Below are 16,095 nucleotides of genomic sequence, written 5' to 3'. Positions count from 1 at the left end.
ATGGAGTCACGCTACGCCGAACTGCTCACCGTGCTCGCTTCTGGCGGTGTCCGTTCAGCAGCGCGCCGTCCAGGACGGCGGACGGGTCGGCGCCAAGATCGAGCCGGTCGGGGGTGACGCCGGCACGCACGAGCAGGTCACCGAGTGCTGCGATCATGGCACCGTTGTCGGTGCAGAGCCGTACCGAGGGCACGCGGAGCCGGACGCCGGCGGTGGCGCAACGGTGTTCGGCGAGGGCGCGGACGCGGCTGTTCGCGGCGACGCCACCGACGAGCAGGAGCGTGTCGACCTGGTGGTCCCGGCAGGCGGCCAGGGCCTTGCGGGTGAGAGTGTCAGCTACGGACTCCTGGAATGACGCGGCGATGTCGGCTATCGGCAGGGGGTGTTCGTGGTGTTTCTCGACCCAGCGGGCTACCGCAGTCTTGAGGCCGGAGAAGGAAAACTGGTAGGGCGGGTCAGCCGGCCCGGTCATCGGGCGGGGGAAAGCGATCGCGCCAGGGTCGCCGTCGCGGGCCACGCGGTCGATGGCTGGACCGCCAGGGTAGGGCAGACCAAGCAGGCGGGCGACCTTGTCGAACGCCTCTCCTGCGGCGTCGTCGAGGGTGTCGCCGAGGTGGATGACTGGCTCGGTCGCGAGGTCACCGATCAGTAGCAGGGAGGTGTGCCCGCCGGAGACGATCAACGCGACGCTACGGGCAGGCAGCGGGCCGTGTTCGAGGACGTCGACGGCGGCGTGGCCGGCGAGGTGGTGAACGCCGTAGAACGGCACGCCGAGGCTGAGGGCGTAAGCCTTGCCGGCGGCGAGGCCTACCTGCACGGCGGTGGCGAGGCCGGGGCCGGCGGTGGCGGCGACGGCGTCGATCTGGCCGATGCCGATGCCGGCGCGGTCGAGGGCGTGGCGGACCATCGGGGTGATGGCGTGCAGGTGTGCGCGGGCGGCGATCTCGGGGACGACGCCGCCGAAGCGGGCGTGTTCGTCCATGCTGGTGGCGAGCGCGTCACTGAGGAGGACCCCGTCGGCGACGACTCCGACGCCGGTCTCGTCGCAGGAGGTCTCGATGCCGAGGACGATGGGCATCGGTCAGTCGCCCGGAGTCGTGTCGACGCCTGCGCCGACGCCGGGATGCTCGGCGCTGGCGGTGACGATTCTCCTGCGGAGTTTGGCCGGGATCCGGTCGACGTAGACGAGGCCGTCGAGATGGTCGACCTCGTGCTGGAAGCACCGGGCTAGGGTGCCGGTGCCGTCGAGCCGGATCTCCGTCCCGTACATGTCGAACCCGGTGACGGTGGCGGTGGCACAGCGGGCTAGGTCGGCGTGCCGGCCGGGCACGGACAGGCATCCTTCGACGTCGGTCGCCAGTCCCCGCTGATCGGGCAGGTGCAGGACCGGGTTGACGATCGCGGCGACAGTGTGGGCGCCGGTCGCGTCAGGGCAGTCGACGACGAAGATCCGGGCGTCGACGCCGATCTGGTTGGCCGCCAGCCCCACACCGTGCGCGGCGTACATGCTGGCGAACATGTCGGCCACGAGCCCGGCGAGGGCGTCGTCGAAGACGGTCACCTCGGCACAAGGGTGGTGCAGGACGGGGGAGCCGTGTCTGGTGATGGGGCGCGGGGTGCCGGTCGAGGTCTGCACAACTGCATTTTCCATGCAACTGCAATATTTTTGCAAGAAGCTCCCGTGGGTTTGTGGTCATGGCCTCGGTTTGCGGTGGCTCGGCGTCCGGTGCATCGCGCGCGTAGGTGACGACGCCGTCGTGTGTTGCACCTGGATCTGCCGTTACCCCGCCGGTCTGGGTGCGAGCCGCGGCAGCGGGTACAGGGGGCGCCCCGACCCACCTCCTCCTGTCACACATACGATGCAGTTGCAAGTTAATTGCAACAAGGGGGCGTTGGTGCGCACGGCGGAGATCAAGCAGCGGTTCCTGGCCCACTTCGCGGCGAACGGGCACACGGTGGTCCCGTCGGCTCCGCTGCCAGCGATCTCGGATCCCAACCTCCTGTTCATCAACGCCGGGATGGTGCAGTTCGTCCCGTTCTTCCTCGGCCAGCGGCCTGCGCCCTACCCGACCGCAGCTTCGGTGCAGAAGTGCATCCGGACGCCGGACATCGACGAGGTCGGCAAGACCAGCCGGCACGGCACGTTCTTCCAGATGAACGGCAACTTCTCGTTCGGCGACTACTTCAAGGCCGGTGCGGTCCGCCTTGCCTGGGAGCTGTCGACCAAGCCGGCCGAGCAGGGCGGCTGATCAAACAGCTGCTCGCCGGCCGCGGTGGCGGCAATGCTGTGCTCGCCCAGGGCAAGGCCACCGGAGATCCAGCTGAACTGCTGGCGCGACTGCGCTACCTCGCCGCCGCGGCATGACCTTACCTGGCATACCTCACTACCGCGTCGTCACGTCAGCCGCACGCGTCATCGCAGAGTAGCCGGCCCGAACTCCACGGGTGCGTCGAAGGCGGCGCGGCGGGCTGCGCGGCGGAGCACGGCGAGTACCGCCGGTCCGGCGAGCAGGATCGCGATGCCGTTGGTCAGGGCACGGCCGGTGTCCCAGCCGAGGGTGGAGGTGGTGACGGTGAACAGGGCGAACCGGTGCAGGTTGTCCAGGACGGGGTCGCCAGGGACGAAGCCGAGCTGGGTGCCCTGCGCCAGGTACGGCCAGAACCACATGTTCATCAGGAAGCCGTAACCGTAGGCGGCGAGGATCCCGTACAGGGTGAGGACGGCGATCTCGGCCTTGCCGCGAGACCGGCGGGGGAGCAACCCGGCGCCGAGGCCGACCCAGGCGGCGGCGACCATCTGGAAAGGCAGCCACGGACCGACGCCGGCGGTCAGCAGCGCCGAGGCGAACAGGCTGGTGCAGCCGAGCACGAATCCGAAACCGGGGCCGAACACCCGTCCGGCGAGTACGAGAAGAAAGAAGACTGTTTCGATGCCGGCGGTGCCGGCACCGAGTGGCCGGAGCGCGGCGTTGACCGCCGACAGTACGCCGAGCATCGCCAACGTCTTCGAGTCGATCCTGCCCGAGGTGAGTTCGCTGAGCACGATGGCGATGAGCAGCGGCAGGATCAGCACGAACATCAGCGGGGCGTCGGTGGTATGCGCGATCGCCGCCGGGTCAGGGGCGGCGAACAGCGGCCAGAAGAACATGGCCAGACCCGCGGCCGACACGAGGCCGAGGACCAGGGCACCGCGTGCCGGTATCCGCAGCAGTGCCCGGCGCGGCGGCACCGGTTCGTCGGCTGTTCCCGGGCTCATCTCGGTCCGTCAGCGAGCGCGGCGGCAACCTGGTCGACGGTGAGCCAGGGCTGCGGCGCGAGGACCTTCGCTACCTGTGGCGCGAAGGCCGGAGAGGCGGCGAGCACGTCGGTGGCGGATCCGTCGGCGACGATATCGCCGTCGGCCATCACCAGGACGCGGTCGGCGACGGCGGCCACGAACTCGACGTCGTGGGTGGCGACGACGACTGTCCGTCCGTCGTCGGCGAGGCGGCGGATCATCGTCGCGAAGTGCCTCTTGCCGGGGTAGTCGAGGCCGCGGGTGGGTTCGTCCAGCAGGACGGTGGTGGGTGCGGCGGTCAGCTGTACGGCGAGGACGAGGGCCAGTTTCTGCCCTTCGGACAGATCCCGAGGGTGCTGCTGGTCCCCGATGCCGGGTACGAGCCCGTCAAGCAGTGCCCGGCAGGTGCCGGCCGAGGAGCCGGACTCCCGGTCGGCCTGATCGCACTCCTGCTCGACGCTGTCGAGGTAGAGCAGGTCGCTGGCGGTCTGCGGGACGAGGCCGACGAGCGCGCGGGCCTGGTGCGCCGGCCGACTGCGGGGGTCGACCCCGCCGACGTCGACCCGCCCGCCCTGCCGCGGCCCGGATCCCTGCAGCGCCCACAACAGCGAGGACTTGCCGGAACCGTTGCGTCCCATCAGCGCGGTCACGGTACCTGCCGTCAGGTCAACGTCGACGCCGCGCACCGCGACGACCGGACCGTAGCGGACGACGATCTGTCGGGCCCGCAGCAGGAGCGGCCCGGCGGCGAGGGCGCGGGTCGGCGGCGGGCCGGCGGCGGCCAGCCGGGTACGCAGGTCGGCGGCGTGCCGGCGGGCGTCTCGTACCGACAGTGGTAGCGGCTGCCAGCCGACGAGGCGGCCCAGCTCGACGACGGGTGGGGCGACGTCGGCGGTGGCCAGGATCTCGCCCGGTGTCCCGGACCGCACGGTACCGTCGCCGGGCAGGTAGACGAGGTAGTCGGCGTACTGGACGACCCGCTCCAGTCGATGCTCGGCCACGACGACGGTGACGCCGAGGTCATGGACGAGTCGGGTGATCGCCGCGAGCACGTCCTCTGCGGCCGTGGGGTCGAGCGACGAGGTGGGCTCGTCGAGGACGAGCACCTTGGGGTGCGCGGTGAGCGCGGCTCCGATCGCGACCCGTTGCTGCTGCCCGCCGGAGAGGGTACGCAGCGGGCGGCGGCGCAGCTCGGCGATGCCCAGCAGGTCGAGGGTTTCCTCCACCCGTTTGCGCATCACGGCTGCGGGGACGGCGAGCTGTTCCATGCCGTAGGCGAGTTCCTCCTCGACGGTGTCGGTGGTGAACCCGGCCAGTGGGTCCTGTCCGACGACGCCGACCAGGTCGGCGAATTCGCGGGGTGGATGGTCCCGGGTGCTGCGCCCGGCGACGGTGACCCGGCCACTGAGTCGGCCCCCGGTGAAGTGCGGGACGAGTCCGTTGATCGCACGGAGCAGAGTGGACTTTCCGGCACCGGTACGGCCGGCGACCAGACACAGCTCGCCCTCGGCGATGCTCAGCGTCGCGTCGACCAGCGCGGGCGCTGCAGCCCCGGAGTAGGTGACCGTGACCGCGTCGAACTCGATCATCCGTGTGCCACCTCCTGCTGACGCTCGCCCCGCGCGGTGGGAGCGCCGGCTGTGTCCGTTTCACTCGGTGGCGGCGGTGCCAGCCACGCGGGCAGCGCGGCGACCAGGATCGCGGCGGCCGGCAGCGGTGCGATCTGCGGCCACTCCAGCGGGCTCAGCGACGGGTAGAGGTTGGCGGGGTCGACCCGGGTGGTCAGGTAGAGCCCGGCAGCCGCGACCAGCCCGCAGGCCGCAACCAGCAGCTCTGTGCCGGCGAACCGGTCCGGACGGTACGTGCTGCGGAGCACTCTCCGGCCGCTGACCGCCAGCCCTGCGGCGGCGACGCCTATCCCGGCAGCCAGCATCGGCAGTCCCAGAAAGCGGGGGGTGGTGGCGTCCATCAGTCCGTACATTCCGACGCAGACCCCACACAGACCGCCGATCATCAGGGCACCGGTCATCGCGTGCACCGAGGTCGGCTGAGGTCCGCGGCGGCCGTAGCCGCGGGAGTCCATCGCGGCGGCGAGGGCCAGCGACCGGTCGAGGGCGTCGGTGAGTACCGGGATGACGATGCCACGCAGTGCACGCATGCCGTTGCGTCGGGCACCGCGCAACCGCCGGGCCCGGCGTACCCGCAGCACGCTCTCCACGAGCTGCGGCGCGACGGACAGCGCCACCACGGCGGCTGTTCCGACCTCGTAGAGCGCGCTGGGTACGGCCCGTAGCAGCCGTTTCGGGTTGGCAAGCGCGTTGGCCGCGCCGAGGCAGATCACCATCGTGGCCAGCCGCAGCCCGTCGTATCCGCCGCCGAGTAGTTGTTCCAGGGAGACCGGCCCGAGTAGTCGGATCCCGGCCGCCCACTCGGGCAGTGGGATCTGCGGAAGGGTGAACAGGACATGGTCGCCCTGGCCCCCGCCGAAGACGACCCGGAACAGAATCCGGGAGCAGACGATGATCGCTCCGAGCCACAGGTAGAGCCGGAAACCGAGGGCCCACGGCGCGTCTGTACGGCGGGCGGCGACCACGTAACCGGCCACTCCGATGATCAGCGCGAGCAGCAGCGGATTCGTGGTACGGGTGGCGGCGGTGGCCAGCCCGAGCGCCCAGAGCCACCAGGCGCCCGGGTGCACCGCCCTGGGCGCCCGGGCGCCTGGCGTGGGCATCTATCCGTTCCGGCGTCGGCGGCGCGCGGTGACCACCGCGGCGACGGTGACCACGAACAGCAGGCCGGCACCGAGCACTGTCATGACCGGCACCCCGGTGCGCTGCGTGGACGTCCGGTCGACGTCCCCGGTCCACGCCTCGGTCCGGGCAGCGGGGTCTCCGGTCTGCACTGGTGCGGAAGCCTCACCCGCAGGGCTGGCCGACGGTGCGGTCGAAACGACAGGGGTGCCTGCGGTGGTCGATTCCGGCGACGACGGGCCTGACGTCCGTACGCCTGCGGGCGTGGTGGAGGTGGCCGGTGGTTGGCGGGTGGGCGCCCCGCCCGGCGGTGCCGGATCCGTTGGCGGTTTCGGGTCGGTCGGGGGCGTGGCCCTGGGCAGCTGCGGCGTTGCTGGCGGCGGGGCGGCAGACGGCGGGGTGACCGGCGGCGGTGGCGCGGGACGTACCGGGGCGATGCGGGGTGGCGGGCTGGTCGACGCCGTCCGGTTCTTGGCGAACGACCAGCCTTCGAAACTGCCGAGCGGAGGCTTACGCGCAAGCACGCCATGCTGGCTGTACGTCCAGGGTCCGCCGTCGGGGGCGTGCCAGTAGGACCAGTACGCGCTCGCCGGGGGCGTGTCGACGCACGCTTCCTCGGCGGCGGTCGGTCTGCCCTCGATCCGGCAGATGAACGATTCGCCCCAACGGGTGGTACCGGTGATCGAAACGCCGGCGTTCTTCAACGCGGCGTGGCCGGTGACCTGGTCGCCGACGGCGCACCGGATGATCGTCGGCCCGCCCAGTTCCTGAAAGTCGACGATGACGGTGACTCCGTTGCCATCCGGACAGTAGCCGGCCAGCCCGGCCGCTGCGGCTGGGCCGGCCGGCGCTAGGGCGGCACCGGCGGCGACAACCACGGCGATGAGCAGCCGCGCCGCACGGATCGACAGCGTCGCGCGTCGCGTCGCGCTGTCCACCCCGGCTACTGTGCCGGTCGTCATTGCAGTGTTTCCCTGCGGCGGCGGGTCACCAGGAGCAGGCCGACCCCGGCGACGATCGTCGCGCCGCCAAGCAGACCGTAGGCGGCGACCGGGGCACCGGTTTTAGGCAGGCGTCCGCCCGGAGGTGGAGTCGTGGCCGGTGTGCCGGTCGGGGTCGGGCTGGCGGTGACCGTCGAGGTGGGTGTCGGCGACGGTGTGCTCGGGCTGCTGGTGGGCGTCGGGGTGGGACTCGGCTCCGGGGTGGGACTCGGCGTGGCGCTCGGGGTGGGCGTCGCACTGGGGCTCGGTGTCGGCGTCAAGGTCGGGGTGGGTGCCGGGTCGCCGGTGCCGATCTGACCCAGCGGCACCTGCGCCAAGCCGAGGACCGCCTGGGCGGTGGCCCGGCGCCACTGGTCCAGTTCGGACTCGCCGATTCCGTCGGTGACGGCTGTGGCGAGCGAGTCCGGGGTATAGGCGATCGCGCCGACGTGTGCCGACGCCGCACCAGCGTTGGCGGTGGTGAGCTGTTGCGCGGCGACGAACCCGGCGGCCTGTCCGGCGGCGGTGTGCTCGCCGGCGGCGGCCAGTGCCTGCCCGGCCAGACCAGTGCTGTTGGTGTTGGGATAGTTGGTGAAGCCGGAGCCGTTGAAGGATCCGTCAGCCGCCTGCACCGACAGCAGCCACGATGTGGCCGCAGCCAGCGGCTCGGCGGTGCCGCTCGCTCCGGCGTCGGCGGCTGCCAGCAGAGCCTGCACCGCCATCGCCGTCGCGTCCACCTCCATGCTTTGCTCCGTCGCAGGGTCCGCCGAGCAGGCGTTGCCGGCCGCGCTGGGATACAGGCGGAACCCGCCGCCTGGGCACTGCTGCTTGACGAGAAAGTCGACCACCGGCTGCGGTACACCTCCGGAGCGGGCCAGTCCTATGACGGCCAGCGACTGACCGAACAGGTTCGACCCGGCGGTGGTGTCGAGATTGCGGTCGTACAGCCAACCCGTCCTGGTGCCGTGGTCGGTGCCGTAGATCAGGTCCAGTGTGCGCTGACGCCAGTCGTGTCCACCGAAATCGGTCGGATCGACACCGGCGGCGACGGCGGCCAGGAGCACCTTCGCCGTCGATCCGCCGGTGACGAAATCGCCCATCTCGGTCCGGATGGCGGCGTAGCCGTCGGCGTTGGCCGCGAGCGCCTCGGTGATGGCGGCGACAGCGGCCAGCTCGGTGCCGGTGGCCCGCAGCGCGAACAGCGCGTCGATCGTCAGTCCCCAGTCACTGCCGACGAAGCCCGGCAGACCACCGTCGACCAGTTGACCGGAAAGCCAGTGTGATCCGGCCTGCGCCGCTGCGGGAGTGGCGGCCAATCGCAGAGTCGGAGACCCGGCGGGACGGGCGAGAGTGACCCCAGCACTGGCGGCGACCACCGCGAGGGCGGCAAGCGCCGGCAGGACCCGACTGAGAAAGCCACGAACCATGGAGGGACCTTTCGGAGCGGTGACCGAAACCGCATCCGCCGGTCGCACGCGACCAAGGCCGATCCGGGCTCGATCCGTAGACCACGACGTGTTGAGCCGCTCACTCCACAGTCGGGCATTCCGGCTCGCGTACCGGTGCTCACAGGCACACCGGCGCGCATACGGCTGCGGGTCAGCGCCGGCCTCGCACCGGCTTCCCCCGCCTGGGAGCACATTCAGTTGTGACGAGCCGCTACCGAGTATGTCAGATCGGCAACCGCGGGCGTCCTCACCGGACGTCACGGGCGGCGGCCGATCGGATCGAATAGCGGATCTGCTCAGCGGTTGACAGCCACCGTGCCGAGTATGACCGGCGAAGCCACCGGCCCGATCAGGGCCGAGCCGTTGACGACCGAGAGGAGTCATGCCCACACTGTCCGCAGCAGTTCCGCACCTGTGCATCGATGGGGGAAGTCCGGTCGGAAGCCGGCGCTGGCCCGCAACGGTAGGCGGCGAACACCATGCCGCGAGCCCGAGTACCCGTCGACGTACCGCTGCTAAGGATGTCCCACCCGTCGTGGCCCACGGGTCGGAGCCACCCGGTCCACCCGGGTCGCATCGACGTATGGGCCGGAAAGGCGCCGCCCGATGGCCACCCACCGCCGTCACCGTCTCCGACTCGTCACCACCGGTGTACTCGCCGCTCTCGCGCTCACCGTGACCGCGGCCGCGCCGGCCGCAGCCACTCCACCTCAGACCCACAACCGCGTCGACGCCGCCGCTGGCTGGCTCGCCCGGCAGATGGTCGACGGAGAACGCTTCGAAGTCGTCTTCGGCGGCATCGCCTACCCCGATCAGGGCCTCACCATCGACGCGATCTTCACTTTCGCCGCAGCCAAGGAAGCCGACAGCTACGCGACCAACGCGATCACCTGGCTCGCCGAACCGGCGGTGATCACCGGCTACATCGGCGGCGGCACCGAGGCGTACGCCGGCGCCACCGCCAAGCTCGCGCTCGGCGTGCAGGTCCGTGGCCTCGACCCCACATCGTTCGGTGGCATCGATCTGCTCACCCGGCTCACCGGACTGATGACACCCTCCGGCCGCTTCTCCGACCAGTCCGCGTTCGGCGACTACAGCAACATGTTCAGCCAGTCGTTCGCCGTCATCGCCCTGGACCGGGCCGGCGGCGCGCCAGCGCAGGCCGTGTCCTTCCTGACCGCCAGCCAGTGCCCGGACGGCGGGTTCCCGCTCCAGTTCGCCCAGGCCACCTGCATCAGCGACGTCGACGCCACCGCGATGGCGATCCAGGCACTGGTCGCGGCCGGCGAATGGCACCAGGCCCAGACGGCCGCGCAGTGGCTGATCTCCGTACAGGCCACCGACGGCTCGTTCACCGCCGGCGGGGTCGCCAACGCCAACAGCACCGGCCTGGCCGCCCAGGCGCTGGTGGCGACCGGCCGGGTGCTGGCCTGGTGGCAGGCCCGTCAGTTCCTGCTGAACCTGCAGGTCGGCTGCACCGGTGCCATCGCCGACCGGGGCGCGATCGCCTACACCACCACCGGATTCGACCCCGCCACCGCACCCCGCGCCACCGCGCAGGCCGTACCCGGCCTGGCCGCAGCCAGCCTGGTCACCCTGTCTGCCAACGGCTCCCGACCGGACGCGCCGACCCTGGCCTGCGCCTAGCCGTTCAGTCCCGCGTAGCTAGCCCACGGAGGAATCATGGCAACATCGATCCGCCGCCGACTGGCGGCACTCGCCGCGATCGTCGTGCTGGCAGCAGGACTGGTCGCGGTCGACCCGCTGACCCGCCCGGCGCACGCCGCCGCCTGTGCACCCGGCACCGGCGTCACCGTCGTCGTCGACTTCACCGCCTTCGGACTCGGCGTACAGACCAACTGCTATCCCGGCGACCCGCCGACTGGCCTCGCAGCCCTGCAGGGCGCCGGTTTCACCCCCACCGGCACCCTGCGTTGGGGACTCGCCTTCATCTGCCGCATCGACGGCCTGCCGACGCCTGCGGCTGAGCCCTGCGTCAACACCCCACCGGCCAGCGCCTACTGGTCGTACTGGCATTCGACGCCCGGCGGCACCTGGACCTACAGCACCCTCGGCGCCAGCAGCTACAACCCGGCTATCGGCACGGTCGAGGGCTGGCGATTCGGATCCGGCCAGGCACCCTCCATCACCCCACCCTGATCGCTCGGCGCGGCGACCATCTGGACCGGCCAGGCCTGCTGGATGTCAGGCCTGGCCGGCCGCACTATCCATCGTGGCACTTTCTGATTGGTCAGCCTGAGTCTGACCGGCTCGGTCGACGCTGGGCGGCGCGCAGTTGGCGCAGACTCCGGACAGCGCAACGTGATGGGCGTCAAGTCGAACGGCCAGCCGTCGATCAGCCATGATCACGCACCGCGTCGGTGAGCTGCTGAGTGCAGGAAGCCGTACGTCCGCGTGCTGGGCCGGTGAAGATGATGTCGTCGTTCGGGTCGGGTCGCTGGTTCCACCAGTCGATTGTTACCGTGTCGTCGTCGGTGCTGATGGTGCGCCAGCAGCGAACCTTCGGGCCGTTACGCAGGTAGCCGAAGTCCAGGTAGTGGTCGCCGTACCACTGCTCGGCGGTGAAATCTGCACCGACATCGTTGTCTCGGGTGGTCCAGGTCGTGGCGTCCGCTGCGATGAAGGGCAGCAGATCGGCGGGCACCGGTTCCAGAATCGTAGGGAGTAGCTGCAGCAGGTCTTCCCACAGCCGTACGACGTAGTAGTCGGCGTACGGTGGATCGTCGTGGCCGTCTGCTTGCCGGCGGCGCACCGTCTCGGCGGAGTAGCGCAGCAGTTGATGTCCGTTGAGGTCGAGCCAGTACCAGCCTTCGGTGAGTCCGAACCAGTGCAGCGTCTGTTTGTCCCGACCCCGGGGGTGTACCTGGTCCAGCGGGCGTAGCTGGAACTGGAAGCGGATTGCCGGTGGTGTTCGGCGTACCGGGTGCTGGTCAGCCACGATGGTTGCCGCTGGTGCCTTCGTCGGCCGTGGGGCTGACATGTTGGGCGAATGCCGCGTGGACCGGTGTTCCGGGCAGGTTGTCGCGGATGGCGAAGACGACGTGATCGAAGTGAGCGACCACGTCCAACGCTTGGGCGAACGCGTCGGCCACGGTCGCGGGATCGTTGCGGAACACCCCGCACCCCAGGGCTATTGCAAAATCGGGTTACCCCTGGTCACGGCAGGGTTTCCTGTGGTTACGGCGTCGATGAGGTCGTGCGGGCGGTGGCTGGCACGTCGGGTGGCTTCGGCGATGTTGGTAGCACCATCAACGTGGTGGTCCCCGATCGCGGTGTTGCGGAGCGTGGCGAACACGGCGGGCCCGCTACCCGTTCGGGCGCTATGGGCATCCTCACGGAACGTGACATCCCGTACGTGATGGAGCCGATTCTCGATATGCCATTCCGACCGCGCCCAGGTGCCCAGATCAGCGGGCTGGGCCTGGTCGGCGGGCAGCGAGACGGTCAGGTACGCCGTCTCACGGGTGATCCTGCCCTTGATCGTGCGGGTCCGGGTGATCCGAACGGCCTGCCGCGCGTAGGGGAAGCCCAGGCCGCCCGGGGTGGACACGGTGAGGACCTTGACGGTGCGGGTCTCCTTGCGTCCGTGACCGGTCTCGCGGGTCTGGGACCCGACCGGGACCTCAGCCCAGGGAAGGGCCTTGAGCTGGGCGAACAAGGTGGGCTGGTTGGCCTTGACCGCGGTCATCAGATGTCCGCCGTCGGCGGCGAGCAACTCGGCGTGCCCGGTCTGTGCGTGCAACGCGTCCGCGACCACGAGGACGTCCCTCAACGATCCCAGCACGGCCGCGACCAGGCGTAGCAGCGGGGTGAACGCCGGGATCTCGTTCGACTTCGCCGCGATCTGGACCTGGGCGAGCACGATCCCGGTGCTGACGTCGTACGCCGAGAGCAGGTGGACCTGCCGCCCGTCGGGTAGTCGGGCGCCCCGGGCGACCTTGCCGTCCACGGCGATCACCAGGCGCCACCGGCGCCCGCCGATCACGACCGGCCCCGCCCGGTCACGCAGCCAGCGGGCCAGAACCTGTGACAACACCTCGGCGTCGAGCCGGATCAACAGCCGCCACACCGTCGTGGCGGCGGGTACCCGTCCGGTGAACCCGAGTCGAACCCACACGGGACGGTCCTGGAAACGCACCCAGTCGTGGACGGCGGCGAACGTGCACGCCCCGGCCAGTACCGCGCACACCGCCGCCGCAAGCACGCTGACCAGCGGGTATCTCCGGCCTCGTGGATCCCGTGGGTCGTTGATGGCCTCCAGGGCCACGAACAAGCTACGGCGGTCACGATCGGTCACCACGACTGGTGACGGCAGGTTGGGGGGTCGATGTGGCAACACGATCTCGGTCAGTGATGATGACATCAGCGGGTGCGGTCCTCTTCTGGGTCATGGTCTTCGCAAACTCATGATCACCAGCGGGCCGCACCCGTCCTACACGGACCCCGGAACTCGCCGAATCCCATCGAAAACCCCAGCTCAAGAGCCCCTCAACCGACTACGCAACAGCCCTGGGGATGACGGTTTGTCCGTCGGCAGATGATCCTGCTCGGTCACAAGCCACTCCCCAGAGTAACCGCCGTTGATGGCGTGAGACGGGGGGCACGGCACCGCGCGGCGGTCGGGCGGCAGTCCGTACCCAGGCTCCACGTTGGTACCAGGTACCGCTGTACCTGACGAACTCGACGGTCAGCGTGTCGCGACAGCCGAGACAATGGGATGAGTGCGCAACGCTGCTCGCCGGCTGTCGCAGATCGTTCGGGGGAGGCCGATTGGGACCGTTGACTGGCCAGCAGAGCCGGACGGGCTTACGGGCCAGATCGTTCGTCAGCAGCACTGCGTGCTCCGTGCCGGTGAAGTACCGAGGATATTCTTGGCGGCCGATGCCTGGCTGGCTCTGCCAGGACCTTGGTTCCTATGCCTTCGCAGGGTGGCGCCCGCGGCGCTGCGTGTGGCTCCGCTCGAATGATAGTTGCCGAGAAGGTCTTGACGTCGGGTCCCAGGTTCGTGACGATGGCCGAAGTGCTGCGACTGCCCGCTACCCAGAAGCCACCGGCCACCGGTGCCGAGTTCCTTGATCTTTTAGAACAGGGCGGCGGATCAGTCCAGGTCGCTGACCCATCGGACACGGTGCGGTCGGCATGGCGCCGGTTTCTGCACGCCGTCAAGCAATCCGGTGAGGTCCCGTCCGGCTGGCACCTGCTCCATCGAGGTCGGGACAGCGGCGATCTGACCATGGAGCTGCGTCGTGGTGAGCACCCCTTCCGCCAGTACCAGGGCATCGCGCAGCCATCGCCCATTCAGGTCCCTGAAGAGCTGATCGATCCACATCCGGTGGTGAACCGGCTCCGCGACATGCCGCACCGGCTACCCGCATCCCCAGGGAACCGAACCCGTACGCTGACAATCATCCAAGCGCTCGTGGACGCGGCCCAAGCAAGAGGCCATCGGGTGAAGTCCGGCCTTGAGGACGTGCTGGCCATCGTCGAGGTGGACGGCGAGGGATACGGCGTGCGGATCGCGGAGGAAACCGGCGCAAGGTGGTCACTGCGCCTGGTCCTGCAGATCGAAGCCGCCGGCGGCGAACCGGCACGGTGGACCGACCACGCCCGGCGCCGGGTTGAGGACGAGCTACCTGCCGTGCTGGCGGAGATCGAGCTCCGCGCTGCAGCCATACGCGTCGAGCGGGAAGCTCAGCAGCGCGCGGAGCGGCAGCGTCTGGAGGACAAGCGGCTACGGCGGATCACCAAGCGACGCGACAAGGCGCTGCGCGCCGAGGTCGCCGCATGGCGGCTTGCACGGGACATCCGTGGCCACTGTGACCAATTGGAGACGGCGGGTATGCCGGCTGGGGACCCGTGGCTGGTATGGGCGCGCGAGTATGCGGCGGACATCGATCCGCTCGCCGACCCGCCGGGCCTACCCCCTCAACCCTCTCCCGACGAGGACGACCGCGACGGCCCACGGGCGACCCTGACGCATCGGGCTCCCGAGCCCTTGCAGGCGTCGCCGATGCCATGGCATCCGAATCGGCGCTGGTACCACGGCTAGTACCAGTAGCCTCCCTTGGGCAGGTACTGCCGCAGTTCGTCGTGCGTCGGCTTGGGCGTCTTGGGCATGCCTGCCAGGGTCCGGCGTGGGTCGATGCGGTCGGCGTGCTCGGAAACCCATTGCGCCCAGGCGCGTACCTGTTCGGCGCGGGGATGGTCGAGTTGGTCGGCTGCGGCCTGCAGGGCTGCGCCGTACGCGCGAGCGTCCTCGGCGAACTGGACCTCCGCCAGCCGCTGCGCGATCACCTGCCGTCGGCGGTCTTCGGCGAACTCGCGGCGGGCTTCGGCCTCGGCTTGTTCCCGGCGGCGGAGGGCCTCCATCTCGCTGCGGCGTTCGGCCTCGCGCCGCTGGAGGAGCAGGTCTGCCCACCGTTCGATGAAGGTGAACACCTCGCCGAGATTCTTGTGCAACGGATCGTTGTCGGAGTCGGTCCAGGTCTCGTATCCGCGTCGACGGTGAGGATGTCGTTCGGCCATCCGCAAGGTCAGCGGCTTACCGCGTTCTCCGTACAGCGCGAGGGGGAAGTCGTCCCAGCCGATGCGCACAACGAGCTTGCCGTTGTCGTAGTAGTCGCGCTCCGGCTCGAAGTGGACGGAGTAGCCGCGGAACTGGGCTTCGTTGATGAGGGCCTGCCAGATGCGGCGCATCTTGAGTAGCGGGTACCGTCGGCGCGGGACGCGCCACGAGTAGTCCGGGCCGTAGATTCGGCGGTCGGAGGCATGTAGCCCGTTGACCAGTTGTTCCACCAGAGGGTGTGGGTTGGTTACCTTCGACGGCACAGGCACCGTCCGACCGAGGAACTCGGCTGTGCGCGGCAGCACCGGTTCGGGCGCCGATTCGCGCATCCGGGCGGCAAGTTCCTCCGGATCCGGCTCTGGGGGTTCCTCGTCGATCTGCTCCAGGTACAGGTGCACCGAGCCCGGTCCGCTCGACCGATGTAGCCGTTCATGGCCTGCTCGTAGCAGCCGTAGATAGGCGACCTTCGAGGCGTGTCGCCACGCAGCGAGTTCTTCCTCGTCGACACCGTCTAACGAGAGCCGGCCACCTGCGGCGCGTACCCGTTTGATGACCTCTTCTGGTGTGATCTCCACGGTGGCATGTCCTGCTATTCGTCCTCTTGTAGTTGACGGATGAGGTCCTGCCGCTCCTGCTTGCTCAGCCGGCGCCGTAGGTCCCGTGCGGCCATGGCGACAGGGTGGGGCGGTGGTGACGACTGCGCCGGTATCCGGATCTTCCCCAGCACGCCGAGCCGCCGTACGCCGTGCACCTGACGCTGGTGGCACACCTCATCGATGCACCGCAGCCCGTGGCGTGTGGGATGTGCCGCCCGGTACGCCGCCGGGCCATCGCGACACTCGACGGGGATGAAGTGATCGGCACCCAGATGGCCGCAGTTCAGTTCGACCGTCCAGTCCTGGACCATCCGATCCGGAAGGCGATCCCCGAGTCACGGCCCCGGCGTTGTTCCGGCTTGAGAGGTTCTGTCCGTGTTGAGAACCGGACACGAGGCGAGTTGCGGAACGAGCGCGACTCCTGATGATCTTTCGGGTGACTAGCCTCGAAGTTCATC

Annotated in this window: 15 protein-coding genes, 1 pseudogene and 2 riboswitches; of the genes and pseudogenes, 4 read left to right on the top strand and 12 right to left on the bottom strand. The window is 69.7% G+C overall.

Annotated elements, in window-relative coordinates; all coding sequences use genetic code 11:
• Window positions 1-25: 25 nt before the first annotated feature.
• The gene (gene tsaD, locus ACFHVL_RS12140; RefSeq protein WP_416627742.1) at window positions 26-1,078 is read right to left on the bottom strand and encodes a tRNA (adenosine(37)-N6)-threonylcarbamoyltransferase complex transferase subunit TsaD; all 1,053 of its coding nucleotides are present in this window, start codon (window positions 1,076-1,078) and stop codon (window positions 26-28) included.
• A gap of 3 nt (window positions 1,079-1,081) precedes the next feature.
• The gene (gene def / locus ACFHVL_RS12135; protein ID WP_416627741.1) at window positions 1,082-1,651 is read right to left on the bottom strand and encodes a peptide deformylase; all 570 of its coding nucleotides are present in this window, start codon (window positions 1,649-1,651) and stop codon (window positions 1,082-1,084) included.
• Window positions 1,652-1,895: 244 nt separating this feature from the next.
• Here def and ACFHVL_RS12130 point away from each other — a divergent pair.
• A pseudogene (locus ACFHVL_RS12130) lies at window positions 1,896-2,246 on the top strand (alanine--tRNA ligase-related protein); the annotation flags it as partial.
• A 167-nt stretch (window positions 2,247-2,413) separates the two neighbouring features.
• Here the strand turns inward: ACFHVL_RS12130 and ACFHVL_RS12125 are convergent.
• The 5 genes from ACFHVL_RS12125 to ACFHVL_RS12105 are packed head-to-tail and all read right to left on the bottom strand — an operon-like array spanning window position 2,414 to window position 8,434.
• Window positions 2,414-3,256 (bottom strand): ECF transporter S component, encoded by an 843-nt coding sequence (locus ACFHVL_RS12125; protein ID WP_416627740.1) that lies wholly within the window; start codon window positions 3,254-3,256, stop codon window positions 2,414-2,416.
• Window positions 3,253-4,866: an ABC transporter ATP-binding protein gene (locus ACFHVL_RS12120; RefSeq protein WP_416627739.1), complete on the bottom strand. Its 1,614-nt coding sequence runs from the start codon at window positions 4,864-4,866 to the stop codon at window positions 3,253-3,255. Before ACFHVL_RS12120 ends, ACFHVL_RS12125 begins: the two co-directional genes overlap by 4 nt.
• Window positions 4,863-6,008, bottom strand: coding sequence for an energy-coupling factor transporter transmembrane component T (locus tag ACFHVL_RS12115; RefSeq protein WP_416627738.1), 1,146 nt, complete (start codon window positions 6,006-6,008; stop codon window positions 4,863-4,865). The genes ACFHVL_RS12120 and ACFHVL_RS12115 overlap by 4 nt, the downstream gene beginning before the upstream one ends.
• Window positions 6,009-6,989 (bottom strand): hypothetical protein, encoded by a 981-nt coding sequence (locus ACFHVL_RS12110; protein ID WP_416627737.1) that lies wholly within the window; start codon window positions 6,987-6,989, stop codon window positions 6,009-6,011.
• Window positions 6,986-8,434, bottom strand: a complete 1,449-nt coding sequence (locus ACFHVL_RS12105; RefSeq protein WP_416627736.1) for an LPXTG cell wall anchor domain-containing protein — start codon at window positions 8,432-8,434, stop codon at window positions 6,986-6,988. The genes ACFHVL_RS12110 and ACFHVL_RS12105 overlap by 4 nt, the downstream gene beginning before the upstream one ends.
• Before the next feature lie 92 nt (window positions 8,435-8,526).
• Window positions 8,527-8,682, bottom strand: a riboswitch (cobalamin riboswitch).
• Window positions 8,683-8,833: 151 nt separating this feature from the next.
• Window positions 8,834-8,976, top strand: a riboswitch (cobalamin riboswitch).
• Window positions 8,977-9,061: 85 nt separating this feature from the next.
• Here ACFHVL_RS12105 and ACFHVL_RS12100 point away from each other — a divergent pair.
• Window positions 9,062-10,102: a prenyltransferase/squalene oxidase repeat-containing protein gene (locus ACFHVL_RS12100; RefSeq protein WP_416627735.1), complete on the top strand. Its 1,041-nt coding sequence runs from the start codon at window positions 9,062-9,064 to the stop codon at window positions 10,100-10,102.
• A 36-nt stretch (window positions 10,103-10,138) separates the two neighbouring features.
• Entirely contained in the window at window positions 10,139-10,615 is a 477-nt protein-coding gene (locus tag ACFHVL_RS12095) for a hypothetical protein (protein WP_416627734.1), read from the top strand.
• Window positions 10,616-10,811: 196 nt separating this feature from the next.
• Here ACFHVL_RS12095 and ACFHVL_RS12090 read toward each other — a convergent pair whose 3' ends face one another.
• Genes ACFHVL_RS12090 through ACFHVL_RS12080 form a run of 3 tightly spaced genes read right to left on the bottom strand, consistent with a single transcriptional unit; the run spans window position 10,812 to window position 12,839 of the window.
• Window positions 10,812-11,414 carry a DUF5984 family protein gene (locus tag ACFHVL_RS12090; RefSeq protein ID WP_416627733.1) on the bottom strand — a complete coding sequence of 201 codons (603 nt, stop codon included), beginning with the start codon at window positions 11,412-11,414 and terminating at the stop codon, window positions 10,812-10,814.
• Window positions 11,407-11,568 carry a hypothetical protein gene (locus ACFHVL_RS12085; RefSeq protein ID WP_416627732.1) on the bottom strand — a complete coding sequence of 54 codons (162 nt, stop codon included), beginning with the start codon at window positions 11,566-11,568 and terminating at the stop codon, window positions 11,407-11,409. Before ACFHVL_RS12085 ends, ACFHVL_RS12090 begins: the two co-directional genes overlap by 8 nt.
• A gap of 38 nt (window positions 11,569-11,606) precedes the next feature.
• The gene (locus ACFHVL_RS12080; protein WP_416627731.1) at window positions 11,607-12,839 is read right to left on the bottom strand and encodes an ISAs1 family transposase; all 1,233 of its coding nucleotides are present in this window, start codon (window positions 12,837-12,839) and stop codon (window positions 11,607-11,609) included.
• A gap of 648 nt (window positions 12,840-13,487) precedes the next feature.
• On the opposite strand from ACFHVL_RS12080, the gene ACFHVL_RS12075 reads away from it, so the two are divergent.
• On the top strand, window positions 13,488-14,525 hold the full coding sequence (locus ACFHVL_RS12075; protein ID WP_416627730.1) for a hypothetical protein: 1,038 nt from the start codon (window positions 13,488-13,490) through the stop codon (window positions 14,523-14,525).
• Here ACFHVL_RS12075 and ACFHVL_RS12070 read toward each other — a convergent pair.
• Both ACFHVL_RS12070 and ACFHVL_RS12065 read right to left on the bottom strand, forming a co-directional pair.
• Window positions 14,522-15,616, bottom strand: coding sequence for a hypothetical protein (locus tag ACFHVL_RS12070; RefSeq protein WP_416627729.1), 1,095 nt, complete (start codon window positions 15,614-15,616; stop codon window positions 14,522-14,524). The genes ACFHVL_RS12075 and ACFHVL_RS12070 overlap by 4 nt on opposite strands.
• A gap of 14 nt (window positions 15,617-15,630) precedes the next feature.
• Entirely contained in the window at window positions 15,631-15,948 is a 318-nt protein-coding gene (locus ACFHVL_RS12065; protein ID WP_416627728.1) for a hypothetical protein, read from the bottom strand.
• Window positions 15,949-16,095 lie beyond the last annotated feature (147 nt).

The sequence above is a fragment of the Micromonospora sp. LOL_023 genome (assembly GCF_048060115.1).
Lineage (GTDB): Bacteria > Actinomycetota > Actinomycetes > Mycobacteriales > Micromonosporaceae > Micromonospora_E.
Note: the sequence above shows the minus strand (reverse complement) of the source record. Positions and strands in the feature narration are given on the sequence as shown.